Origin of the sequence: Lacicoccus alkaliphilus DSM 16010, assembly GCF_900142805.1 — a bacterium.
Taxonomy (GTDB): domain Bacteria; phylum Bacillota; class Bacilli; order Staphylococcales; family Salinicoccaceae; genus Lacicoccus; species Lacicoccus alkaliphilus.
Genome location: NZ_FRCF01000010.1, coordinates 49,863 through 75,673 on the forward strand (window position 1 = coordinate 49,863; position 25,811 = coordinate 75,673).

Annotated in this window: 23 protein-coding genes; 8 read left to right on the top strand and 15 right to left on the bottom strand. The window is 48.5% G+C overall.

The genetic code is table 11. From position 1 onward, the window contains the following. The first annotated feature begins 10 nt into the window (after positions 1–10). Genes BUA12_RS10285 through BUA12_RS10295 form a run of 3 tightly spaced genes read left to right on the top strand, consistent with a single transcriptional unit; the run spans position 11 to position 3,429 of the window. Positions 11–472, top strand: coding sequence for a MarR family winged helix-turn-helix transcriptional regulator (locus BUA12_RS10285; protein WP_245772808.1), 462 nt, complete (start codon positions 11–13; stop codon positions 470–472). Next, positions 450–3,134, top strand: coding sequence for an MMPL family transporter (locus tag BUA12_RS10290; RefSeq protein WP_072710528.1), 2,685 nt, complete (start codon positions 450–452; stop codon positions 3,132–3,134). The genes BUA12_RS10285 and BUA12_RS10290 overlap by 23 nt, the downstream gene beginning before the upstream one ends. A gap of 52 nt (positions 3,135–3,186) precedes the next feature. Then, positions 3,187–3,429, top strand: a complete 243-nt coding sequence (locus BUA12_RS10295) for a hypothetical protein (RefSeq protein ID WP_072710529.1) — start codon at positions 3,187–3,189, stop codon at positions 3,427–3,429. A gap of 130 nt (positions 3,430–3,559) precedes the next feature. Here the strand turns inward: BUA12_RS10295 and argH are convergent, their stop codons facing one another. Together argH and BUA12_RS10305 are read right to left on the bottom strand one after the other, a co-directional pair. After that, positions 3,560–4,933: an argininosuccinate lyase gene (gene argH, locus BUA12_RS10300; RefSeq protein ID WP_072710530.1), complete on the bottom strand. Its 1,374-nt coding sequence runs from the start codon at positions 4,931–4,933 to the stop codon at positions 3,560–3,562. Continuing rightward, positions 4,926–6,131, bottom strand: a complete 1,206-nt coding sequence (locus tag BUA12_RS10305) for an argininosuccinate synthase (RefSeq protein ID WP_072710531.1) — start codon at positions 6,129–6,131, stop codon at positions 4,926–4,928. The genes argH and BUA12_RS10305 overlap by 8 nt, the downstream gene beginning before the upstream one ends. A gap of 176 nt (positions 6,132–6,307) precedes the next feature. Here BUA12_RS10305 and BUA12_RS10310 point away from each other — a divergent pair, with 176 nt between their 5' ends. Both BUA12_RS10310 and BUA12_RS10315 read left to right on the top strand, forming a co-directional pair. After that, positions 6,308–6,877, top strand: coding sequence for a hypothetical protein (locus BUA12_RS10310; protein WP_143146131.1), 570 nt, complete (start codon positions 6,308–6,310; stop codon positions 6,875–6,877). A gap of 122 nt (positions 6,878–6,999) precedes the next feature. Then, complete coding sequence (locus BUA12_RS10315; protein WP_072710532.1) at positions 7,000–7,353, top strand: YflT domain-containing protein; 354 nt, start codon at positions 7,000–7,002, stop codon at positions 7,351–7,353. 44 nt (positions 7,354–7,397) lie between these two features. Here the strand turns inward: BUA12_RS10315 and BUA12_RS10320 are convergent, their stop codons facing one another. Beyond that, the gene (locus BUA12_RS10320; protein ID WP_072710533.1) at positions 7,398–8,504 is read right to left on the bottom strand and encodes an amidohydrolase; all 1,107 of its coding nucleotides are present in this window, start codon (positions 8,502–8,504) and stop codon (positions 7,398–7,400) included. Between the two features lie 186 nt (positions 8,505–8,690). Between BUA12_RS10320 and menC the strand changes: the two genes are divergently transcribed. Continuing rightward, positions 8,691–9,830 carry an o-succinylbenzoate synthase gene (gene menC, locus BUA12_RS10325; RefSeq protein WP_072710534.1) on the top strand — a complete coding sequence of 380 codons (1,140 nt, stop codon included), beginning with the start codon at positions 8,691–8,693 and terminating at the stop codon, positions 9,828–9,830. Positions 9,831–10,006: 176 nt separating this feature from the next. On the opposite strand, the gene BUA12_RS10330 is transcribed toward menC, so the two are convergent. From BUA12_RS10330 to BUA12_RS10370, 9 genes are all read right to left on the bottom strand, one after another. Next, positions 10,007–10,657 carry a LysE family translocator gene (locus BUA12_RS10330; protein WP_245772807.1) on the bottom strand — a complete coding sequence of 217 codons (651 nt, stop codon included), beginning with the start codon at positions 10,655–10,657 and terminating at the stop codon, positions 10,007–10,009. 18 nt (positions 10,658–10,675) lie between these two features. Continuing rightward, positions 10,676–11,515, bottom strand: coding sequence for a metallophosphoesterase (locus BUA12_RS10335; protein ID WP_072710535.1), 840 nt, complete (start codon positions 11,513–11,515; stop codon positions 10,676–10,678). 81 nt (positions 11,516–11,596) lie between these two features. Then, positions 11,597–12,865: a hemolysin family protein gene (locus BUA12_RS10340; RefSeq protein WP_072710536.1), complete on the bottom strand. Its 1,269-nt coding sequence runs from the start codon at positions 12,863–12,865 to the stop codon at positions 11,597–11,599. Between the two features lie 110 nt (positions 12,866–12,975). Next, positions 12,976–13,185: a copper chaperone CopZ gene (gene copZ / locus BUA12_RS10345; RefSeq protein ID WP_072710537.1), complete on the bottom strand. Its 210-nt coding sequence runs from the start codon at positions 13,183–13,185 to the stop codon at positions 12,976–12,978. A 23-nt stretch (positions 13,186–13,208) separates the two neighbouring features. Beyond that, entirely contained in the window at positions 13,209–15,593 is a 2,385-nt protein-coding gene (locus BUA12_RS10350; RefSeq protein ID WP_072710538.1) for a heavy metal translocating P-type ATPase, read from the bottom strand. Positions 15,594–15,615: 22 nt separating this feature from the next. After that, the gene (locus BUA12_RS10355) at positions 15,616–15,918 is read right to left on the bottom strand and encodes a metal-sensing transcriptional repressor (protein WP_072710556.1); all 303 of its coding nucleotides are present in this window, start codon (positions 15,916–15,918) and stop codon (positions 15,616–15,618) included. A gap of 93 nt (positions 15,919–16,011) precedes the next feature. Then, on the bottom strand, positions 16,012–17,793 hold the full coding sequence (locus tag BUA12_RS10360; RefSeq protein ID WP_072710539.1) for a S9 family peptidase: 1,782 nt from the start codon (positions 17,791–17,793) through the stop codon (positions 16,012–16,014). Positions 17,794–17,937: 144 nt separating this feature from the next. Beyond that, positions 17,938–19,758 carry a purple acid phosphatase family protein gene (locus tag BUA12_RS10365; protein WP_084670127.1) on the bottom strand — a complete coding sequence of 607 codons (1,821 nt, stop codon included), beginning with the start codon at positions 19,756–19,758 and terminating at the stop codon, positions 17,938–17,940. A 155-nt stretch (positions 19,759–19,913) separates the two neighbouring features. Continuing rightward, positions 19,914–21,074, bottom strand: coding sequence for an aminotransferase class I/II-fold pyridoxal phosphate-dependent enzyme (locus BUA12_RS10370; protein WP_072710540.1), 1,161 nt, complete (start codon positions 21,072–21,074; stop codon positions 19,914–19,916). A gap of 162 nt (positions 21,075–21,236) precedes the next feature. Here BUA12_RS10370 and BUA12_RS10375 point away from each other — a divergent pair, with 162 nt between their 5' ends. Continuing rightward, positions 21,237–21,425, top strand: coding sequence for a hypothetical protein (locus BUA12_RS10375; protein ID WP_072710541.1), 189 nt, complete (start codon positions 21,237–21,239; stop codon positions 21,423–21,425). Positions 21,426–21,455: 30 nt separating this feature from the next. Here the strand turns inward: BUA12_RS10375 and BUA12_RS10380 are convergent, their stop codons facing one another. Then, the gene (locus BUA12_RS10380; RefSeq protein ID WP_072710542.1) at positions 21,456–22,622 is read right to left on the bottom strand and encodes an MFS transporter; all 1,167 of its coding nucleotides are present in this window, start codon (positions 22,620–22,622) and stop codon (positions 21,456–21,458) included. Between the two features lie 24 nt (positions 22,623–22,646). Continuing rightward, positions 22,647–23,699 carry a tartrate dehydrogenase gene (locus BUA12_RS10385; protein WP_072710543.1) on the bottom strand — a complete coding sequence of 351 codons (1,053 nt, stop codon included), beginning with the start codon at positions 23,697–23,699 and terminating at the stop codon, positions 22,647–22,649. Between the two features lie 194 nt (positions 23,700–23,893). Here BUA12_RS10385 and BUA12_RS10390 point away from each other — a divergent pair, with 194 nt between their 5' ends. Next, complete coding sequence (locus tag BUA12_RS10390; RefSeq protein WP_072710544.1) at positions 23,894–24,958, top strand: branched-chain amino acid aminotransferase; 1,065 nt, start codon at positions 23,894–23,896, stop codon at positions 24,956–24,958. A 64-nt stretch (positions 24,959–25,022) separates the two neighbouring features. Here the strand turns inward: BUA12_RS10390 and BUA12_RS10395 are convergent, their stop codons facing one another. Next, positions 25,023–25,769 carry a 2-keto-4-pentenoate hydratase gene (locus tag BUA12_RS10395; RefSeq protein ID WP_072710545.1) on the bottom strand — a complete coding sequence of 249 codons (747 nt, stop codon included), beginning with the start codon at positions 25,767–25,769 and terminating at the stop codon, positions 25,023–25,025. Positions 25,770–25,811: the final 42 nt, after the last annotated feature.

The window sequence follows — 25,811 nt, forward strand, 5'->3', positions numbered from 1 at the left end:
ATTGGAAAAGATGCCGGAAACTTTGAATAACCTGCGGGACATATACGGATACGGTTATGCATCCATCTTCAACGATGTGACGGATACTGTGCAGAAACTGCATATCTCCAAACCCCAGATGGAAGTGATCAAGTATTTGTTCATACATACCCAGGCGACACCCAAGGAGCTGGCTGAAGCACTCAATACGACTAAAAGTGCGGTGACCCATACGTTGAAAAAGCTCTCCAATAAAAATCTGATCACCTTCAAGGAAAATGAGCTGACCAACGACCGGCGGTCAAAGCTGGTATCTTTGAATGCCAATGCCGAAAAGTTATTGATTGAGTTCTTGACGAATATAAAGGACAGCATTCATCAAGATATTAAAGATATCAATGAAGAAGAGCTGCAGGAGTTGCATCAGGCAACCGAAATCATACTTAAATACATCGACGGAGGAAGAGTGAATGAAACATATCCTGAAATTTAAATGGCCGGTCACGGTTTTTATGATCGCCTTCGCAATCCTGACATTCATATTTTCTCCGGATCTGACCCAGCTCGCCACGGAAAAAGGCGATGTCCAGTTATCGGACGATCAGCCGAGTGAGCAGGCACGTCAATTCCTGGAAGATCATGACCAGGACATCGAAATGATGTCCCTGGTTCTGGAGTTCGATGACTCAGTATCCGAAAACCGGTCGGATATCGAGTCCTATATCAATGAAATCGAAAGTGTGGATGGCGTCGACAATATTACGAATCCTTTTGAATTCAGCGGCGACATTCAGGAAAATTACATCAATGATGAAGCCGGTGTCATCATGATACCGATGGAATACACAGGTGATGAGAATGTGATCCTCGAAGTCGCGAATGACATTGAGGAGCTGAATACGACAACAGCCCATACATCCATCACCTCCAATGAACTGATCCAAAGGACACTGGAAGAAGATGCAATGAACGGTATTCAGACGACGGAGGTCTTCACCGTGATCATCGTCCTTGCGGTACTGCTGATCATGTTCCGTTCCGTCATCACGCCTTTCGTGCCGCTCGCCGTCGTCGGGGTTTCATACTTGATCGGCCAGTCATTCGTCGCGTGGTTCGTCGAATGGTTCGGCTTCCCGATTTCACCGCAGACCCAGAGCTTCCTGATCGTCATACTGTTTGGAGTGGGCACAGACTACTGCATCCTTTTGCTCAACAGGTTCAAAGAAGAACTGCTCATCAATGATAAGTATGAAGCGACCTTGAACACTTTTAAAACAGGAGGTAAAACTGTCTTCATCAGCGGCATCTCCGGTGCTGTCGTGTTCGGGGTGCTGTTCTTTGCAAATTTTGAAATTTACCGTTCTGCCGTTGGAGTGGCCCTCGGGATGCTGTTCATGCTCCTGTCATTATTCACCCTGCTGCCGATACTCATGTCACTGCTCGGTAAGTATATTTTCTGGCCGAGTATAAAGAACATCGAGACGAAAGAGAGCAGAACCTGGAAACTGTTCGGCACATTTTCGATCAAGCATCCGACACGGGTCATTTTCTCGGTGGTCGCCGTATTGATCGTCCTGTCGTTCTTCTATAACGATGAAGTGAACTATGACTCACTCAGTGAATTGGATGATTCCTACTCTGCAGTCCATGCCACGAATGTAGTGAGTGAAAGTTTTGATGAAGGGGTCATCTTCCCCATCCGGGTCATCCTTTCCGACGGAGAGGACCTGGTCAATGCACAAACACTGACACGCATCGAATCCGTCGCGGATACCGTGAGCAAAGTCGATGGCGTGAAAGAAGTGCAGACGGTCACGAGACCGACAGGCGATGTCATAGATGAACTTTCAGTCCGCCATCAGCTTGACGAAACCGAAGACGGCATGACTGAGCTGACTGAGGGTCTGGAAGAAACGACCGGGGGCCTCGATGAAATCTCCGGCAATCTCACAGAAATCAGTGAGGAACTGGAAGGCGCCGATATGGGCGGCGGGGACATGAGCGAGTTGTCGGATGGGCTGGATGAACTCAGCGAAGGGGTCGCAGGTGTCAATGAATATCTGATGATGACCGGCGATGCCGAAGGTGCTGCCGGCCAGCTTGAAGAAATCCAGGGCGGGCTTGCAGAAATGTCCGGGCAGGTGGACGCTGCAAATGAAGAAATGATCACCCGGCAGGAAGAAGCTGCAGCCCAGATGTCCGAACTGTCCGAAGGTATCGGTGAGATCGCTTCAGCCGTTGACGAAATCAACGAGGGTATGGATGAAATCATGGGCGGAATGAATGAAATCCAGGACCTCCTCACCGAAATCACCGAAAATGAGGCCGTGGACCATACAGGTGTCAACGTGCCGCAGCAGTTCATGGAATCCGATGATCTCGAAAGTGCAATCGACCAGTACAGTTTTGCCGATGACACGGCAATCAACCTGAGTGTCATACTGGACGGGGATCCCTACAGTCACCGTGCGATGGAAGTGCTGGACGAAGTGGAGTTCACAGTCCACAGTGAACTGGATCGCCTTGAGCTCACTGGCGTTGAGAGTTACTTCTCAGGCGTGACGAGCATGAACAGGGACCTTGACCAGATCACTTCAGACGACTACAGTTATGTCGTTACAATATTTGTCATCACATTATTTGTCATACTTGCTGTATTGTTCAGGTCGTTCATCCTGCCTGTCATCATGATCGGATCAATTTTCGTCACTTACTTCGCCTCAGTCAGCATGACGCAGTGGATTCTCGGCTGGTTCGGCATAGAGCAGTTGAACTGGGCGGTACCGTTCTTCAGCCTGATCATATTTGCGGCACTCGGGATCGACTACTCGATATTCATCATCGACAGGTTCAGGGAAGAAGTCGTGACGCACAGCATCCGGGATTCGATAGAAACCGCAATCAGAAAAATGGGCTCCGTCGTCATTACTGCCGTGATCATTCTGTCGGGGACTTTCGCAGCACTTTATCCTTCAGGAATAGTCATTCTGGTCCAAGTGACCAGTATAATCATCTTTGCCCTGCTGTTCTATGCATTCGTCGTCCTGCCGCTGCTCGTTCCTGCACTGATCATCACTTTCAAACGCGGTAACTGGTGGCCCTTCAAAATGCCGGGCGGCGAAGAGAGGCACGCAAAGTTTAAAGAGGAAGAATAACGGGTATATCTACAAGAATTGAATTTTAACGATGAAATGAGGAATATAATTTATGCCATCACAAAAAAGTGCAGGCGTCGCAGCTGTTTTAAGCTTCTTTATCAACGGGCTCGGACAAATATATAATGGACAATTCTTCAAAGGCATCATGCTGATCATCATCCAGGCAATCAACGGGTTCCTGATGACGGTGTTGATCGGGTACATTTTCTTCCCGATCGTATGGTTGTATGCAGTCATAGATGCCTATAGAAGTGCCAATAAGATCAATGATAGAAACAATCGCAGATTCTGATATATATTTTAAGATGGACCGGCGGGAGCCGGTCTTTTTTTATTGGCGGCCATCCTGCCGGCACCGCAGTAAAAGACAGGCCCATGAGGAGCGGAAAATAAAAAAACCGGCACATGTGCCGGTTCGAATATTATATGAGTGTCTTTGCAAGTTCGATTTGCTGCTTCACCGCTTCGGTTGCAGTACCGCCGTAGCTGACCCGTCGGTCGACCACGGTCTGTGGTGATAATACATCGTAGATATCTGCTTCTATCAGACTGTTCGCTTCCTTGAATTCTTCAATGGTCAAATCCTTCAAATACTGGTTGCTGTTGATGCATTTCAGCACAAGCTTACCGACGACTTCATGCGCCTCCCTGAAAGGCACATCTTTTTCCACGAGGTAATCTGCAAGTTCGGTCGCATTGGAGAAGTCTTCGTTTATCGTCTGTTCGAGTCTTTCTTCATTCACGGTCATCGTATCGATCATGCCATTCATGATCTTCAAGGCACCGCGCACTGTGGTTACAGCATCAAAAAGCCCCTCTTTGTCTTCCTGCATATCTTTATTGTATGTGAGCGGCAGTCCTTTGACCAGCATCAGCATGGACATCAAGGCACCTGTCGTACGTCCCGTCTTTCCGCGGATGAGTTCTGCCATATCCGGATTCTTCTTCTGCGGCATCATGGAGCTGCCTGTCGTGAATGTATCGCTCAAAGTGACGAACTTCGCCTCTTCGCTCATCCAAAAGATGATTTCTTCAGAAATTCTGGACATGTGGATCATCACAAGGTTTATATTGGATAACGTTTCGATGATGTAATCCCTGTCACTCACCGCATCCATACTGTTATGGTACAGGTCGCTGAATCCGAGTGCATCCTGCGTCATTTCCCTGTCGATGTTGAAAGTCGTGCCGCTGATCGCCCCTGCGCCGAGCGGTGATACATCGATGCGTTTCAGTGCATCCTGCATGCGCGCCCTGTCCCTGTTGAACATCCAGAAGTAAGCCATCATATGATGGGAAAACAGAATCGGCTGGGCCCTCTGCAGGTGCGTATAGCCTGGCATGATCACATGGAGGTTCTCTTCGGCGATCTTGATGATTGTTTTTTGCAGCGCTTCAATGGATTGGATGATCTCCTCGACCTGTGCTTTAACATACAGGTGCATATCCGTCGCAATCTGGTCATTTCTGCTGCGTCCGGTATGAAGCTTGCCGCCCACAGGACCGACGATTTCCGTCAATGCATGTTCGATATTCATGTGGATGTCTTCATGCGTGACATCCCAATCGATGTTGCCCTTATCAGCTTCCTCTTTCACTTTGTGGAGGCCGTCGACAATGATTTTCCTGTCTTCCTGAGTGATGATGCCGCATTCGGCAAGCATGTCAGCATGGGCGATGCTGCCCTTTATATCCAGGTCGAGAAGCACTTTATCAAAGTGGATCGATGCGTTGAATTCTTCCACCCAGTCCAGTGCCTCACCTGAAAATCTGCCGCCCCAGGCCTTCTTAGTCATTGATCTTTACTCCATTATCAAGCATCGCTTTGACTTTTGTCGGCAGGCCGAAGATTTCGATGAAGCCGACGGAAGCGCCCTGGTCGAACGCATCTTCTGATGTGTAGGTCGCAAGCTTTTCGTTGTACAGGCTGTTGTCGGACTGACGGCCTGTGATGATCACGTTGCCTTTATACAGCTCGAGACGGACTTCCCCGTTCACATCTTTGGCCATATCCTTCAATGTCTTTCTGAGGGAATCGCTGAGCGGCGAGAACCATAGGCCATTATAGACCTGTTCTGTATATTTCTGCTCGATGACCGGTCTGAAATGTGCGATATCTTTTGTGAGGGTGATCGTTTCAAGGTCATGTTTTGCAGTAAGGATGACTTCAGCGCCGGGTGTTTCATAAATCTCTCTCGATTTGATGCCCACCAGCCTGTTTTCAACATGGTCGATGCGCCCGATGCCGTGTGCACCGGCAATATCATTCAGCTTGAGGATGAGGTCATCCAGCTGATAGCTCACACCATTTATTTTGGTCGGAAGACCTGCTTCAAACGTCAGTAAAATTTCTTCCGCTTCATCTTTCGCAGCTGTAGGATGGACGGTTAAGTCATATGCATCTTCCGGCGGCTGATTCCAGGGATTTTCAAGCACACCGCACTCGTTGCTTCTGCCCCATAAGTTCTGATCGATTGAATACGGGGAGTCCAGATCCACCGGGATCGGCACATCGTTTTCTTTTGCATATGCAATTTCCTCTTCACGGCTCCATGTCCACTCCCTTACAGGCGCGAGCACTTTGATCGTAGGATCCAGCGATTTGATTGCCACTTCAAAACGTACCTGATCATTCCCTTTGCCGGTACAGCCGTGCGCCACATAGTCTGCATCCGCATCATGTGCCACTTCAACCAGCTTCTTTGAAATCAAAGGTCTGCTGAGGGCCGACACCAATGGATATTTACCCTCATACATGGAATTACCGTAAATTGCATAACTGACGAATTCATTTGCAAACTCTTCTTTAGTATCGAGCACATAGCATTCGGATGCACCCATATCGAATGCCTTCTGCTTGATGTGATCCAGGTCCTTCCCTTCGCCGACGTCCAGGCATAATGCAACCACTTCGAATCCTTTATCGATGAACCACTTGATCGTAACACTTGTATCCAATCCGCCTGAATAAGCCAATACCACTTTTTCACTCATATATTAAGCACCTCTGTCATTTGATTTGAATCGTAATGATATACATAATATCATTATAATAATTCCTTTTCAAGTATATTTATACAAAAACATTTATAATCCTGAAAGAGCGACCCATTTTCCGGTACCTGTAAATTTTTTATCCACTTTATTCGTGTTACAATTGATCTAAAGGAGTGGTTTATATCGAAATTTTTGGTGTGTTTGCAGGTCTTGTTGCAATCGGTATAATTTTACTGATATTCATAGCCGCATTCGGGCTCGTCAAATGGTTGCTCCAGGGGTATTTCCTTTTCAGGATAGCTGAAAGGAAGAATCTTGACATCCCTTTACTGTCATTTGTGCCTTTCGGCACATTTTATGTCGCCGGACAGGAATTTGACGGCAATGTTTTTCAAAAAGGCAGTTTCAAACCGAAACACCTCGGCCTGATTTTCGCCATCACGGGCCTCGTCGTTTATTTGCTCGGATTATCCATCGGAGACATCGCAATTTCCTACCTGCTGATGGAATCCATCATATTCATCGGCATATTCAATGCCTACACGCGGAACATCGGCGTGGCGATATTACTGGCTTTGCTGAACATATTGACAGCCGGCATCGCAGCCATCGTCGTGCTATTCCTGTATCACCGCAAGCTGTCCCGGACATTCAATGATCCGGTCGTCCGTGAAGAGCCCGGCAATGAAGGCTACACTGACTCAGGCAAAGCGGATAATGTGGAACAGCACAGGAATATTTGATTCAAATGAGCCCGGTGGGCTCTTTTTTATAAGATGATTTGAAATTTGATGTTTAATGATATCTCTGATGGGAATATTAATATTGGATTTGATATCAAATACAATCATCGGAGGAGATAATTATGGCTAAACCATTTATCAAAGGTTATAAAGACGATGAAGAGCTGCAGGATCATATAAAGAAATTAAAAACAAAAGATGTTTCCAAAGAAGACATTTATGTGATTTCACATGATGATGAACGTACGAAGCGCATTGCGAAAAACGCTGATGCCAGCATCATCGGTGCCGGGGAAATGGGCGTCACTGATGCAGTGAAGGGCACATTCACGAAAAAAGGCGACAAATTAAGAAACCAGCTTGAAAGTGTCGGTTTCTCTGAATCTGAAGCTGAGGATTATGAAGCCGAAATGGACAAAGGCACAGTGTTCCTCGTCGTCGCCAATACAGATAATGTTGATGACATGTTAGTTTAATAAGTTCCAATGACAATGCCGGACATTCGATGTCCGGCATTTTTTCATCTCACTTTCAAGATGGATTGGTAAATGATTTCAGCCCCGTTTTCAAGTGCATCGCGGTCGAATGTCATATTCGGATGATGCAGACCGGGCTTCAGGTCGCATCCGAGACCGATCATGGCACCCTTAAGTTCAGGGTATTTGACCGTGTAATAATGGAAATCATCTCCGCCGCTTGTTGTGATCGGCTCCATAAGATTCTCCTCGCCAAGCGCTTTTATGATGCCCTCCTTTAAAAACCGGATCGCCTCTTCGTTGCTCTCACTCGCGACGATGCCCGAAAACTCCTGATCTTCGATGGAGACATCGTAAAAATCCTTTACATACTCCAGTATTTTAAACACACGATTCTTCAGGTTATCCATCTCTTCGTTCGTCTGGGCGCGGAGGTCGATGCCGCACTCGGCGATGCCCGGGATGATGTTCAGTGACTTGCCGCCCGAGATGAATTTCGTCATCTTCACCGATGACGGGATGACCGGGTTGATATGGATCTTGGAGAGCATGTTGACGATATCCGCCCCGATCTCTATGGCATTATGATTCAAATGCGGGCGTGCCCCGTGTGCATCTTCACCCACTATCCTGAACTGGAGGGAGGCCGCCGAACCGTGCTCGATGCTCGGGGAGGCTTCACCCATCCCCGCTTCTTCGATCGGACGGAGATGGATGCCGAACAGGTAATCAAGATCCTCGATGATCCCCTCCTCCGCAACCGCAAGTGCCCCCGTGCCGACTTCCTCCGCCGGCTGGAAGATGAACCTGACGCCCCGTGCAGCCAGCGCTTCGTGTCCTTTCAGCTTCAGCATCGCGCCGACCACCATGCCTGTATGCGCATCATGTCCGCATGAATGGTTCGCACGTTTGACCCCGTCCACTTCCTGGTAGAGGGCATCGATATCCGCCCGCACGCCGATTTTTGGATGGTCCCCTTCAAACGCCCCCATATCGCAGTATAAGCCGGTGATGTTTTTGAATTTGACAGGGTTGAAACCTTCATTTTTCAAATAATCATATATATAATCCGTCGTCTCGTACTCCTCGTTGCTCAGCTCGGGATGTTCATGCATATGCTGGAATACTTCCAGAACCTTTTCATTAATCATCCAAAAATCCTCTCCAAAATTATTTGTATTCTCAAACTATTATACTTAATATATACTTATGCATTTTCAAATTCAATATGGAGGGATCATCCGGCCTTCCTTTAGTGGTAATATGGTATACATTAGGGATCATTTATCTGATTGTACTCGTTGCAATGGATTTTGGCCCCGTATAGGAGGTAAAGTATGAAAATCAAAGAATTCAAGCTTCATGAATTGGAAATGGAAATGAAGCATCCATTCACCACCAGTTTCGGCACCCAGACCAAAAGGCACATCACAATCGTCGAGGCGGTGAATGCGGACGGCCTTTCAGGTTTCGGCGAGTGTGTCGCCGGTGAAGACCCGCTGTACTCGGAGGAGTTCATGGACAGTGCCATGATCGCCATGAAGAAGTATTTCGCCCCAATCATCATCAAAAATGAAATCAGCCACCCCGATGAAGTATGGGATTTGCTCGTTCCGTTCAAAAAGAACAATATGGCGAAAGCCGGCATCGAAGGTGCCGTGTGGGACCTGTATGCCAAAGAGAATGACAGGACGCTTGCCGAAACCGTCGGCGGCCGGAAGGCGGAAGTGGATGTCGGCATCTCCTTAGGACTTGAAGATACCGATGAACTCCTCCTTGACAGGATTCAGGAGAAAGTCGATGAAGGCTACAAGCGCATCAAGGTTAAAATAAAGCCGGGCCGTGATGTCTCAATGATCCGTAAAGTCAGGGCGGTCTTTCCCGATATCCCGCTGATGGTCGATGCCAATTCCGCCTATACACTCGATGACACCGAGCTGCTGAAATCATTGGATGAATTCAATCTGATGATGATCGAACAGCCCCTCGCAGCCGGCGATATCGTCGATCATGCAAAGCTGCAGAAAGAAATCAAAACCCCCGTCTGCCTGGATGAGAGCATAGACAGCTACCAGGCAGCCAAAGCTGCGATTGAACTCGGCAGCTGTGAAATCATCAACGTCAAAGTCGGACGTGTCGGTGGCATCACCCAGTCGAAGAAGATACACGATCTGGCAGAACGTCACAATATTCCACTCTGGTGCGGCGGCATGCTGGAAGCGGGTGTCGGCAGATTGCACAACATCGCGATCACCACACTCTCGAACTTCACCCTGCCGGGCGACACCGCAAGCTCCAGCCGCTACTGGGAAGAGGATATCATCACCCCGGAAGTGGTTGCAGAACAGGGCGTCGTCCAGGTGAGCGGAAAGCCCGGAATCGGTGCTGAAGTCGATTTCAACAAGATGAAGAAATATTTGAAGCAGACGATAACGATCACAGAAGATGATGCCCCGGATATGGTGTTCTTCGATTGATTTTTTGGAATTCGAAAAAGGCATGACCCGAAGCGGGTTATGCCTTTAATATTTGGAAATTATGTATATGTGGCCGGCACCGGCCAAACGAAACCCCACTCGGCCGATGGGGGCGGTCTATCGGCCAAACGAAGCACGGTTTGACCAATAGCACCTCCCGTCAGCTTCCCAATTCCTCATCCGAAAAATAATGTCCTGAGACCGAACAGGATGATGATCAGCCCCGCGCCTTTGCTGAACCAGTTTTGGAGCACGTAGGATTTCATCCATCTTTTCAGAAGATTCACGAGTTCCACGACCATCAAAAACCAGATGATTGAAATCGCAACCAGTATCAGGGCAAGCAGTATGATCTGCTGGCTATAACCGAGTCCGGTTTCCACGTCCCCGCCCACAAACTGGGGAATGATGGTCATATATAATATCAGCACTTTCGGATTCAACAAGTTTGCGACGAGTCCCTGCCTGAATGACTGGTTCAAGGATTTCCGGCTGACCGGGGCGCTCAAAGTATCAAAGTGCTCGAGGGACTGCCTGGGGACGAGCACGCCCGCACGCATGCTCTGTACGCCGACATATATCAGGTACAGGGCGCCTGCATATTTGATGGCATTGAACAGGAGCGGTGAACCTGCAATGATCACCGCAAGTCCGACCACCGATATCACGAGCCAGAATAAGTGCCCTGCCATGATGCCGCCAAGTGTGATCCTGCCGGCAAACCGGTTCAATGCGAGTGTATTCTTCATGATGATCATCATGTCTGCACCAGGCACCATCGCAAGGACCGTTACGACAATCGCATATGATATCAGTTGTTCCAGCACTCCACACACCTCACTTCATCATTTCCTTCTCAAAGTCAGCACCACGACTTCGGGATGGTTGAAGACCCTGAATGGAAAGCGGCTGTTGCCGAGCCCCCTGCTCACCGAAACCGTCGTGCCGTACATCTTATGCATGTCTTCCGAGTACCTGGGCAGGACACCCTGATGCGGTGAATAAAGCCCGCCCACGAACGGCAGACGGATCTGGCCGCCATGGGCATGACCGGACAGCACCACATCCAGATCATACTTCGCATATATATTAATCAATTCGGGCCTGTGTGACAGCAGGACGGTGAAATCATCCGATGTGCCGTCCACTCTGTGTTTCAGCAGATTTTCGAAACGGAAGTTCACATCCATATACGTTTCGTTTCCAAGAAACCACGGGTCCGGCATGCCGATGATGTTGATGCTCTGTCCATTCCTCGTCAGTTGCACAGAAGTGTCGCTCATGTCCGCCATGTCCGACCGATCTATGTATTTCTTGAGTTTCTTCCATTTTTTATAATGGGCTTCGTGATTTCCCGTCACATAGTACACCGGTCCGATTTTCACCAGCTGTTTGATGAAGGCTTTCGAGCGCCGCAGGTTCGGGGTGCGCCTGTCGATCACATCCCCGGTCATCATGATCACATCTCCATCGGCACGGCTGATTTCATCGAGAAGATGACGTGCCCTCCAGCCAAACCAGGCATTATGATAATCTGAAACATGGATGATCCGGTGGCCGTCGAATGCTTCCGGAAGTTTTTCACTGAATAATTCACGCTCCGTCACTTGGATTTCTTTATCTTCCTTATACAGGAACCGGCTGACCGCAATCAAAAAACCTAACAGGAATGCATATTTTTTCATAATAAAACCCTCTGATTAAATAATATCAATCTTACCATCATTTGCCGGATGATAAAAAGCCCGTTCTCTCCGGGCTTCTTATCATCTGTGATCTTCTTCTTTCCCCTCATCTTCCTGAGGTTCTTCTTTTAAAATCCTGATCGTACGGATGGTCTGATTTTCCATGATCATGACTTCGAACCTGAGACCGAGTGCCTCATTCTTGTAAACATCACCCTGCACGGGGATATCATTGAATTCCTTGAACAGATAACCTGATAAAGTATCTTCCTCTTCGGGAATCTCCGTTTCAAATTGGGTGTTCAGCCGGTGGAGCGTAATCCTGCCGTCGCAGATGATTTCATCTTTTGTCATTTTTTCGACCAGTGCATCACTTCTTACATCCGTCTCATCTTCTATGTCAAAACCGAGCATATTTTCGATGATGTCTTCATGGGTGACGATGCCTTCGGTGCCGCCATATTCATCCAGGACAATTGCCAGGTGGCGTCTTTCCTTTGTCATCTTCCTCAGGACATCCTCCACTGCATCAAACTCCTTGACCGTCAGAGGGTCCGTATCCGAAAAATCCAGCAGATCCTTCTCGGGTTCGAGCGACCATTTCAATAAGTATTTAGTATGGAAGACCCCAACGATATCATCCATATTTTCCTCGTAGACGGGATAACGCGTATGCATCAGGCTCACCACGGTCCCGACCACTTCTTCGTATGGTGTGTCCACCCTGATTGCATCCATCTCGGTCCTCGGTGTCGACATGATATCTTTGACATTCAAATCCCGGAAATCCAGTATACCTTTGATCCTGTTCCTTTCCCGGACTTTCAGCACACCTTCTGCGTTCGCAATATCGATGAGGTTCACGAGCTCATCCTTCGACACGGTCCAGGAGGGCTGCTCGCCTCTTGATAATATTTTGGTGATATTATCCGTTATGAGATTTAAAATGACCGTTATCGGTTTAAGGATGATGATGAAAAACCTTATGACCGGCATGACGAGATAAGATACCTTTTCCGGAAAAGCCGCAGCAATGGATTTTGGTACGACTTCGGCAAACAATATGATGGTGATGGTGAGTACGGCGCTGGCTGCAGCCACGCTCCATCCATATTCGAGTGCCATGATGGTGACTAATGTCGGCAGTATGATATTGGAGATGTTGTTGCCGATCAATATGGTCGTGATGAATTCACTTGGTCTCGATACGATCCCCATCAGTCTGGCCGCCTTGCCGTCGCCATCCTGCACTTTTGCCTGAAGCTTCACTTTGTCGACTGCTGTCAGTGCCGTCTCACTGCCGGAGAAGAATAACGAAGTGAATAATAATAGTATGACCAAAAAGATCAAAAGGCCTTCCCCCTTCATTGTTCAGGCGGTAATTTTAATTTATTCCTTTGATTATATCAGATATGAAATAAAAATAAGCTTGTATCTGAAAAGATACAAGCTTATTTTTATTATTTCACTACATCGTAGCCCTGTTCTTCGATTGCTTCATTCATCTCTTCAACAGTCACTTTATCTTCTGCGTACTCCACGGATACTGCGTTGGCGGACAGGTCGACCTCCGCTTTTTCCACGCCTGAAAGGTTTCCAAGCGCCCCTTCCACTGCACTTTTGCAATGACCGCAGGTCATGCCTTCCACTTTGATTGATGTTGTATTCATAAAATACCCTCCATATATATGATTTATATTTTAGTTCTTTTCAGCCTCAATGAGTTGGTCACGACACTCACCGAGCTGAATGCCATCGCAGCCCCTGCGACCCATGGTGCGAGGAAACCGAGTGCTGCAATCGGGATGCCTGCCGTATTATAGGCAAATGCCCAGAACAGGTTCTGCCTGATGTTCCTGATGGTCTTGTGACTCAGGTTGATGGCTCTCGGGATGAGCGTCAGCTCCCCGCCAAGAATGGTGATATCCGCCGCTTCGATCGCAACTTCCGTTCCCGTACCGATCGCAATGCCTATATCGGCGGTGACCAGCGCCGGCGCATCATTCACGCCGTCCCCGACCATCGCCACGGATTTACCCTCTGCCTGGACTTTCTTCACCTGTGCCGCCTTCTCTTCCGGCAGCACCTCGGCAATCACCGTATCGATATTGACTTCCCTGGCGATCGCTTCTGCTGTTCTCCGGTTATCACCGGTCAGCATGATCACTTCAAGCCCCTGGTTCCTGAGCGTCGTGATCGCTTCTTTTGCCGTATCTTTCAACGTATCCTGCACGGCAACGATACCTGCAACTTCTTCATTTACAGCAATCAGCATCGCCGTCTTGCCTTCATACTCATATTGTGTCATTTCTGCATCGTATCCATCAACTTCAATGCGCTTATCCTGCATCAATTTACGTGTGCCGACCAGGATCCGGTCCCGGCCAACAGACGCTTCGATGCCATGGCCCGGAACCGCGGTGAAATCATCCACTTCAGGGATTTCAACCGCCTTCTCGGTCGCATAGGCGATGATTGCGGTCGCAAGCGGGTGTTCAGATCCTTTTTCCGCAGCCGCCAGCAATTTCAAAGCATCCTCATCTCCGGTGAAGTCCGTGACCTCCGGTCTGCCTTTTGTGATGGTACCCGTCTTGTCCAGGATGATGGCATCAAGATTATGCGTTTTTTCCAGATGCTCGCCGCCCTTGAATAAAATCCCGCTTTCCGCCCCTTTACCTGTACCGACCATGATCGATGTCGGCGTCGCAAGGCCGAGGGCACATGGACAGGCGATGACCAGTACTGTGATTGAGGCGATCAATGCAGGCTCCACATTATAGGGGGAGGCGATGAAATACCATATCAAAAAGGTCACTATCGCTATGACGACCACTATCGGGACGAAATAGCCGGAGACGATGTCCGCCATCCTCTGTATCGGGGCTTTTTTACCCTGTGCCTCTTCGACCACTTTGATGATGGATTGCAGCGCAGTGTCTTTGCCCACACGTGAGGCTTTAAACACAACATTGCCGTTTTGGTTGATCGTCGAACCGATCACTTTATCCTCGAGACTTTTTTCAACCGGTATGGATTCACCGGTCAGCATCGATTCATCGACGGATGTCCGGCCTTTGGTGATCACACCATCGACAGGGAATTTCTCCCCGGGTTTCACGACAAGTACATCCCCCACCATGACATCAGCTGCCGGAACCATCACTTCTTCACCGTTCCGGAGCACTCTGGCTTCTTTCGCCTGCATGTTCATCAACTCTTTGATTGCACCTGAAGTCTGAGACTTCGCACGTGCTTCAAGATACTTGCCGAACAGGATCAATGTGATGATGATCGCACTCGTCTCAAAGTAAAGATGTGGGTGGGCCGTCGCGCCGGCCAGCCATCTGTACGTTTCAAATAAACTGAAGCCGAATGCTGCCGTTGTACCCATGGCCACGAGCACATCCATGTTCGCACTGGCATTCTTCAGGCTCTTATAAGCCCCGACATAGAACTGCCAGCCCAGTATGAATTGCACCGGTGCCGCAAAGACGAGCTGGAACCATGGGTTCATGAAGATCGCAGGCAGGCTCATGCCGAACAGATGGTCGAGCATCGTCACGAGCAGCGGCAATGACAGTAATGCTGAAATGATGACTTTCCATTTCAGCCGTGTTAATTCCTTCTCCTTCTTTTCTTCCCTGGATTCAGCGCTTTCTTTCGCTTTGGCCCCGTATCCCAAATTTCCGATGCGGTCGATCAGGTCCTTTTCTGTCATGACGTTTGAATTATATGCGATTACGGCATTTTCCGTTGCAAGGTTGACCGTTGCATTTGAAACGCCGTTGGTTTTATTCAGCACTTTTTCGATCCTGCTGGAACAGGCCGCACAAGTCATGCCCGAAATATCAAACTCGACTTCATCATACTGGACACCGAAACCGAGATTTTCTATCCTTTTAGTAATATCATTCAAATCGCTGCTGTTTTTATCGTAATCGACTGATGCCTGTTCTGTCGCCAGGTTGACTTTCGCCTCGACGCCGTCCATTTTGTTCAGCACTTTTTCGATTCTGCTTGAGCACGACGCACAGGTCATCCCGGTAATATTCAATGTGGTATTCTCTTTCCCCGCCACTTGAGCCCCTCCTTTCTACTCTTTATTTTGAAAACTGTTTTAATACAGCCATTAGTTCTTCAATGGAATCATCTCCGTCGCCCTTTGAGATGGCATCGGCTACACAATGTTTCATATGTCTTTCCGTGACTTCATAACCCACGTTTTTCAGTGCCGATTGGATTGCGCTGATCTGGACGAGGATATCCACACAGTACCGGTCTGCTTCAACCATCTTCTGTATGCCTCTCACCTGTCCTTCAATGCGCTTCAAACGTTTGAGCACCTTATCCTTTTCCTCGTCCGTACGCGGGACGACGGCATGGTCATGTAAAGTTTCTTCCATATTCATCACCCGTCCTATATTATTCATTGCCTTCATTATACCCCTAAGGGGTATAATTGTCAACATTGAAAAAGCCCGCTTCAGCGGGCTTCATCATTGATGCTGATCCAGAAATTCCAGCATCGATTTATAAACAAGGATTTCATTTTCTTTCTTGGAGAAACCATGGCCTTCGTCATCAAGAACGATGTATTCCACTTCACGTCCTGCCTCCCTCAATTTTTCCACAATCTGGTCGGACTCTTCCTTGACCACACGCGGGTCATGAGCGCCCTGTATGACGAGCATGGGCCTGCTCATCGCATCGAGGTAAGTCACCGGGCTGTCGTTCCGGAAGCGTTCCTCATCCTTCACCGGATCCCCGACCCACTGCTTCATCATCGGTTTCCAGTGTTCAGGCACGGAATTATAAAATGTGAATAAGTTCGAAACGCCGAAAATATCCACGACGGCTTTGAAGTATTCCGGGTGCCTGCCATGCAGCAGCAGCGCCATATATCCCCCGTAGCTTCCGCCGACCAGGAATAATTTATCCGGGCTGGATATCCCCTTCCGGAACAGCCATTCAATCCCTTTCACATTATCCAGTCTTGGCCCGTGGCCCCAGTCGCCTTCCACCATTTTGACGAAATCCGCACCATAGCCGGTGCTGCCCCTGAAGTTGGGGCAGAACACATTATAGCCCCGGTTCAAAAATATCTGGAACATCGCCCTGAAGGACTTGCTTTCATTATACTGCGGTCCGCCGTGCGGCCAGAATATTGTACAGCCGTTGGCGTTCTCAGGCTTTGCCTTGAACAGCAGCGCTTCGATTTCCAGGCCGTCGAATGATTCGTAGGTGATGACTTCAGGCTCCACCATACCTTTAGGGGTGACGCCGAGCACTTTGTTCTTCGTCAGCTGTTCCCATGTTTCACTCTCATACTTGAAAATGTTCACGGGCACTGTGGCGCTCGTACCTTTAACGTAAAGTGCACCGCTCCGCGCCGTGACGATCCGGTCGAATGTCGTGACGGGCGCAATGATCGGTTCAAGCTGATCATGGTTCAGGTCGTAGTAATACAGTTTCTGTACGACACCCTTTTGTGTGATGAGATACAGCATCCTCGTGTAACGGTTGTATTTCATCAGGACCAGGGATTCACGATCGAAATCAAGCACCTTTTCGAATGACTTTGTGGTGAGGTCATATTTGGCAAGGTAGCTGTAATTCGAATCATAATTGGTGACGAACCATGCTTCATCATTCTTTACGAATGTGATGCTGCCGACGGTATGCACCTTTTCCACATCGGGCGTGAGGTATTCGATATCTGTTTCTGTTTTGATGAAACCGATCATATGGGTATTCGCGTAAGCAGTGAGATAGAGCGAATTCTCCTCATTCTGGGAGACATCGACCAGGTGTGTGGCACCGCCCTCACCTTCATGCAGCAGTGTCTCCTCTTCAGCTTCGATATCATATACGTAGGAATTCAAATAGCTCGGGTTGCCTTTTGAGGACGTGTAGTAAATTCTTGAGCCGTCCCTGGAAACTTTAGTGAACATGAATTTATCTTCATCAGCCCCATCGATCAGGCGGTGAGGCATCCCCCCCTCGGGTGCCACGGCATGGATTTTATAGTTTTCATTGCCGTCTTCATCAAAGCCTGCCAGCACATATTCCCCATCAGGCGCCTCCTGGATGAAACTTGTACTTTCATCCTTCCCCGAAAACCGGTATGGATAGTGATGCGGCAGGTCCATTGCATATATATTGACTTTACCATTCATATTCGATGAAAAGAGCAGCCGCTTCTCATCATGGGAAACGCTGAAGGACCCGATGCTGTATGGTGTGAAAAACTGCTCCACTGATGTCTCTTTAAATTTCAATAAAACCCCTCCGTTCTTTTAAGTTTAATTTTAGTTGAGTTTGTACGGGAGTGCAATTTATGGGAACACCTGTATATATTTCACTCCGTCCACAGACCAAAAAAGGGCCGGAATCCCGGCCCCTTCAAATTCTCATATTCACTTTTACTGTTGTGTATCCTTCACTATACCGAACTGGTCCACCAGTTCCACAGTACGTTCTTCACCTTCCAGCAGCTCGCCCTCTATCTGATACATGCTGACGATCAGTTCATTGCCTTCCATTTCATAGACTGCGAAGTTCTGAACATCCGAATCCCTGTTATTGGCATGGGAATCTTCGAAAGCATCCGTATCCTGAGGCTGGTTGCCGTAGGCGAACAGGCTGTTGTAGTAATCCATGTCTTCCTGAGTCATCCAGTCAAGAGCAGGTCTCACTTCATGGAGGTGTTCCACGCCTTTCGAGTAGACATCATCATACTCTTTCGTGCCGCCCGTGTTCGGCAGGATGTAAGTCGTTCCTTCAGGTTCATTGATATATTCGACCCCATTGTCACCGACGAAAGTTTCAACCTCTTCAACTACACCGTTCGAGAAGTTTTCATCTGTCGGGACATGTGTCAGCGAATGTGTTCTTGAGATAACGTGGTCATGCCCCTGCAGGGCGAGGTCCACATCCAATTCATCGATCAGGGCCGTGAGTTCTTCCCTGACTTCCTGCACATCGTCATCCTGCAGTGAATGATACGAATTCGAATAGAGCGGCTTATGATAATTCAATACGATCCACTCTGCACCGTCTGCACGGGCCTGTTCGATGTCTTCACGTACCCACTCCATCTGCGCTTCACCGATTGCGCCTGCGTTCGGATTATCTTCCGATTCCTTGTTGTCGTTCGTGTTCAACGTCACAAAATGCACGCCGTTATAATCGAATGAGTAATAGGATCCCCCGTCAATCGCATCATTGGTCACCGGTACATTGAAATGCTCATTGAACTTTTCCGTAAATGGTCCGTCGTCCCAGTCCAGTGCATATTCATCATGGTTGCCGGGTGCCACAGCCATTGCGGCACTCATGAAGTACGGTCTCGACCGTTCAAAGATGTCCACCCACTCGTCTTCGATCTCCGCGATTTCAACGACATCTCCGGTATGGAGGATGAAATCCGCATCTCCGGCCGTTTCAAGTGCGCGCATCAAGGTGTCGGCACCGAAAGCCGCTTCATTTCGGACGTTTTCATTCCAGAATGCATTCTGTGTATCTGTATAATGGACGAATTTGAACGGATCGCCGTCTTCTCCGGAAGTTTTGAACTGTCCGGTTTCACTGGTTTCACCCGACTCGCTGCCCACCTGATAGTAGTAGGTCGTGTTCGGTTCAAGACCGGTGGCATGCGCTTTATAGGAATATTCCTGCACATCGATCAGATCAAGCTGTCCGTATTCACGGCCGTACATCCAGTCTCCGCCGTGCGCCTGCTCATCTGTATAGTAACCGTTGATCACAGGATCGCCGTTTTCATCCATCACCGGCTCCCCTTCCTCATCTTCTTCCACGTCCGCAAAGATGTAATAGCCGTACATATCACGTTCCCCGTAGTGGGAAGTGACTTCCGCCGCTTCTGCTTTGAACTCCAATGTATCATCAAAATTCCCGCTCTTGGAAATCCATACTTTCGAATCTTCAAAGAGATCCGTCGTATACCAGTTGAAACCCATTTCGCCCGTCGTGTCGCCATTGAACGTGGCTGCGATGCGGTTCGGTATATTATTCGCTTCAATTTCAGCCACTTCAGGCTTCTCATCCGTCAAGACAGGATTGAATTCTTCCGTAACCGGTTCAAGGCTGTCCCCGGCGGGACCGCCCCCGCCGGCCGCATGGGCGACAGGGCTGAAAAATGATGACAGTATCAACAGGAGCGTAACCAGCCCCAGGCTGAACGTCGTCATAATCTTTTTGTCATTGAATGAATTGACATACATGAACAGTAAACCTCCTCAAATTTTTGATCACCGGGTGATCACTTACATCTATATGATAGAGGTCCAATGTTCACATTGTTTTAACATGAAGTAAATCTTTGTTTAATTTCAGGCCGGATTGTTTCGAATGCGTAAACTTCATTAAGTTTCTTTAATCATGATGCCTCCAGCAAATTGATGTATTTTTCCAGCCGGTCCGCCGCTTCGATCAGCTCTTCCATGCTGCAGGCGAACGACAGTCTGATGTGCCCTTCCCCGTACTCCGAGAATGAACGCCCGGGCACGACCGCGAGGTGGACGGTCTCAAGCAGGCCGGTGGCGAACTTGAAGGAATCCCGCTCATACTTCTCGATCGACGGGAAAATATAAAATGCGCCTGTCGGTCTGGAGACTTCCAGACCCATATCAATCAGCCTTTCATATATATAATCGCGCCTTTTGATATAAGCCTGGTTCATCTCTTTCGGGACATGCAGCTGCGTGGTGAGGGCCTCGATGGCTGCATACTGGCTCGGGATGCTCGCACAGATCGTGTTGTACAGATGCACCGCGGTGACATCTTCCATGATTTCCTTATGACCGACGACATATCCGATGCGCCACCCCGTCATGGCATGGGATTTGCTGAGCCCGTTGACGATCAGGGCCTTCTCCTTCAGTTCGGGATAGGATGCGAGGCTGATATGTTCACCTTCGAGTGTGTTTTCGCCGTATATCTCATCCGTGATCACAAAGAGGTCATGTTTTTTGAACACTCCGACCAGTGCGTCCATCTGCGCCTTCGTATACGTCACACCTGTCGGGTTCGTCGGATAGTTGATCAGCACCGCTTTGGTCCTGTCAGTGATGTTCGATTCGATCAGTTCCGGTGTCGCAATATAATCCGTCTCCGTCATATCGACGAATTTCGTCACACCGCCCGAGAGCTCGATGATCGGCTCGTAGCCGAGGTAAGTCGGTGCCGGTATCAACACTTCATCCCCCGGATCAAGTATGGCCCGGAGGATGCCGTCTATGCCCTCGCTGCCGCCGACGGTGACCAGCACCTCCCCGTTCGGGTTGTAATCCGCTCCATAAATGCTCTGATAATAGTCGCTGATCGCCTGGCGCAGTTCAAGCAGCCCGGTATTATGCGAGTATTTCATCGACTTGGTGTTGATGGCTTCAATCGCCGCATCCCTGATCGGCTGCGGCGTTTCAAAGTCCGGCTGGCCGAGTGTGAGATCGACCGCGCCCGGGAATTCCTCGACACGGTTTGCGAACTGCCTCGTCCCCGGCACTTCGATACCTTTCATTTTCTTATTGGCATGTGGCATGATATCACTCTTCCTCATTTATTTTCATACCGATTATACCAGAACATAGCGATGGTTTGACCCCCCTCCTTTGAAAGCATACTTTGATTACCGGGGATCTCTGTTGTAATCCCTGAAAACTTTAGTATCATTAGAGGGAATAAAAATTTGGAGGCTTTCATTTTGAGTAAACAGACTGTCAAAAAGATCTATGTGGGCGGTATGATCATCCTGCTGGTGATTGCCGTCCTGAACCTGATCCTCGCCGAACCTTTATTGAACCCATTCATCATATTCGGGTTAATGTTCATACTGCTTTCAATCAATATCTACAACAATACGAGAGCAGATGGTGAAGAGAAACAGAAATGAACTTCTGCCTGATCGGCAGAAGTTCATTTTTCATATCGTCAAATATTTTTCTTTACGGCCGTAGACCATGAAATACATCACAGCACCGGCCAGGACGATGAGCGTCATTGAATTATACAGGCCACCATATCCTATGAACGGCACAAGCTGGCCGAAAATATAAGAACCGATACCGAGACCGAAGTCCAGGCAAATGAAGAAAGTCGATGTGGCCAGACCGACATTCTTCCTCTCGGCAAGTTTGATGCAGAGCGCCTGGATGATGGACTGGAAGTTGCCGTAGCCGAGACCGATCAGCGCACCGGCAAGAAGCAGCATCCAGCCGGTCGTGGCGTTGCCCAGTACAAGGTAGGCAAAGAAATAGACCACCAGGGCCGGGTAGACGATGATATTCGCCCCTTTCAGATCCATCAACCGTCCTGTGAACGGTCTTGTCAGCAGCATCATGACCGCATTGATCAGGAAGAAATAACTTGCTGCAGCACCGAGCCCCCGTTCTTCTGCAAACAGCGCGATGAAAGAAAATATTGTGGAGTGAGCCAGGCAGATGATGAGTATCGTCGTTGCGACAGGCAGGGCTTCCTTATCGAGAAATTGGAATCTCGGTTTCGGCTCCCTGGTCAGATCGATCGTCTCATTGTCGGTTTTGATGTAAATCGTAAAGACACTGGCCACCAAAACGACGATGAATACGATCAGGAACAGCATCTGATAATCAACATAATCGAGCAATGTGAATGCCAGGTACGGTCCGATGGCCGTTGCCATGACAAAACTCAGGCTGAAGTATCCGATACCCTCACCCCTTCTTGCATGTGGCAATGCAAGTGCCGCGATCGTCCCCACTGCCGTCGTTGCCACACCATTGGCAAAACCGTTGAGGAATCTGACGATGAGCAGCATCCAGAAGTTTCCGGCAAAGAAGTACAGACCGTATGTGATGATGAACATGATCGTCCCTATGTACATGATCTTCCTGGCACCCATCAAGGCCAGCTGATGTCCGGTCAATATCCGGCCGATCAGCGATCCGACGATGAATATTCCCGCTGCAAGTCCCGCGTTGCTTGTGGAGATGCCGAACTCGTCTATCGCATAACCACTGATCGTCACCATCAGCAGGAACATTGCCAGCATGATAAAAAAGTTGAATATGAACACGATGATGAAATCGCGGGTCCACAGGGGCTCTTTCACACTAATTCTCCTCACAATCGCTTTTTATTGTAGTTTGTCCAATATTGAAGTCGTCACCTCATGCGTAGATGCGCTGCCGCCGATATCCGATGTCATGATACCTTCCCGGAAAGTATCTTCAATCGCTTGGAGTAGTTTGCTGCCGAGTTCCGTGTAACCGAAATGATCCAGCATCATTTTTGCCGTCCAGATCTGTCCGACCGGGTTGGCGATGCCTTTGCCCACAATATCCGGCGCTGAACCATGGACGGGTTCGAACATTGATGGATACTTGCCGTTCAAATTCAAGTTCGCACTCGGCGCTATTCCGATGCTCCCCATGATCGCTGCCCCGATGTCAGTCAATATATCGCCGAATAGATTGCTCGCAACGATGACGTCGTACCTCTCGGGTCGTGTGACGAATGACGCGCTCAGGGCATCGATATGTTCTGACGTCGTCGAGACATCCGGGTAATCTGATGAAATCTCCTTGAAAACATCATCCCAAAACGGCATCGCGTGGTATATCCCGTTGGATTTCGTGGCACTGGTCACCATTTTACCGCGTGAGGCGGCAAGATCGAATGCATAGTGCATCGCCTGTGAAGTTGCACGTTTGGAAAACACGCTGCTTTGAATCGCAATTTCATGTTCTTCATGGAACATGCGGCCGCCGACCGAACTGTATTCCCCTTCACTGTTCTCCCTGACGACCATGAGGTCGAAATCCTTCGGGTTCGCGAGCGGCGACCTGATGCCTTCAAAAACTTTCGCGGGCCTGACGTTGATCTCCTGCTGAAATTCCCTGCGTATTTTTATGAGGAGGCCCCATAAGGAAATATGATCGGGCACTTTATTCGCATCCCCGACCGCCCCTAAAAACACTGCATCATTCTGGCTCAGGCGTTCGAGTCCATCAGGGGCCATCATATCACCATGCTGCAAATAATGGTCGCAGCCATAATCAAAATGCTCAAATTCAAACTTCAGCCCGCCGTGGATTTCACCCAAACGCTCCAGTATGCCGAGCGCCCCCGGTACCACTTCATGACCGATGCCGTCACCTGGTATGACAGCCAGCTTAATAGTCTTCATGTTCATTTCCCCTCACTTTTTCATAATGACTCCATTATATCAATTTTCCTTTCAGGAAAAGAAGGTGGTTTGAAATAAAATAAATTTTTAAATTATCAGAAAACAGGTTGTATTCCGTCTTGATTTCTGGTAGAATAGACACAATTTTCAAATCAAGTCTGAGGCTTGTTTAGAAGTTAGAAGGAGGGTCCATCATGGGACAAACTATACAAATCGAGAAAGCTGTATCATTGAAAGAAAAACCGGATGTATCAACGGTAAAATTCGGGACGGTGTTTACTGACTACATGTTCAGTTCGAATTATACACCTGAGCACGGTTGGGAAGAGCCGTCGATTGTACCTTATCAAAATCTCGAAATCTCTCCCGCCGCCAACGGCATCCATTATGGACAATCTGTTTTCGAAGGTCTGAAAGCATACAAGAACGGTGATGAAGTATTATTATTCAGGCCTGATGAAAATTTCAAAAGATTGAACACTTCCTTAGAACGTCTTGCAATGCCCAAGATCAACGAAGAAGTGAGTTTGAATGCTCTTTATGAATTGATCAAACTGGAGCGGGACTGGGTGCCCGGCGGGCCGGGTCAGTCATTATACATCCGGCCGTTCGTCTTTGCGGATGAAGCTTTCCTGGGTGTCCGTTCGGCCAGGACTTACCAGTATAATATCATCCTCTCCCCGGTTGCCGGATATTACGGCGGTCAGCTGGACCCTACGGCAATTTATGTGGAAGATGATTTTGTACGAGCAGTGCGGGGCGGCGTCGGTGACATCAAATGTGCGGGCAACTACGCTGCAAGCATCCTTGCCCAGCAGAAAGCCGCTGAAATGGGTTATGAGCAGGTGCTCTGGCTTGATGGTGTCGAGCAGAAATATGTCGAGGAAGTCGGCAGCATGAACATCTTCTTCGTCAGAAACAACGAGCTCATCACACCAAAGCTGAATGGATCGATCCTTTCCGGCATCACCAGGAAATCCCTGATTGAACTTGCCGAGTATAAAGGTTATACGGTCAAAGAAGAAAGGATCCATATCGATGAACTGCAGGCCGGCCTCAAAGACGGCAGTGTAACCGAGATTTTCGGCTCAGGCACGGCAGCCGTCATTTCTCCGGTCGGCCGCATGCGGATCCACGGTGAAGATTATGTCGTGAATGATAACCAGGTCGGCCCTGTTGCCGAAGACCTTTACAGCCACTATACGGGTATCCAGTACGGGCATCTTGAGGACCCATTCGGCTGGATCGTGAGAATATAATATGAAAGCCCCTTTGCAGTGTGCAAAGGGGCTTTTTTTAATGGATCTGAAGGCGGGATGAACACTATTTCACTTCAAGGGAAACCTTGCCGATGTTTTCATAAACTGCTTCATAATATCCTTTTTCCAGCTCCACAGGCAAATTGAATGTGCCGGAAGAAATGACTTTTCCCGCTTCCACGATTTTACCGTGGGCGTGCAATTTTCCTATCAACCACTTGACCGCTTTCGCCGGGTGGCCCATCACTTCACTTGAACGCCCTTCCTTGATCACTTCACCATCAAGTGTCAATACGCCTTTGATATCATCAAGCTTTTCATACGTGCTGAAGTCGCTTTGTCCGAAGGTGACACCGCCCGCCACAGCGCTGTCGGCCACGATTTCATATTTGGAGGCGTTCGGAAACCAGTCTTTATAACGGCCGTCAGGTATTTCAAGGCCGGGTGCAATCAGACATTTCCTGATGATGTCTTCCTCGGAATCGTCGATGGACAAATTCTCCTGGACTAAAAATGCAATTTCCATTTCCAGCTTCGGTTCATTATAATCCGAATACTTCGCATTGTTGATCAGATTTTTATTGGTCAGTGCCCCGTACAGAGGTTCATCATGATTGAAGATATCCTGGGTTTCCTCACTCGTCAGGCTGACTTTATAACCCCTCAAGATTTCATCATTATCATTGATTTTCATTTTTAGAACCTGTTCCTGAATCTGATAAGCCTCTTCCAGTGACGCGACTCCGATACTTCCAAGTGCCAACGGCACCTTCTCTACATAAGCTTCATATAATTCATCAGCTGCTGACATGAAATCCTCTCCAATTCCATTGATATGCAAAATATCGTCTAA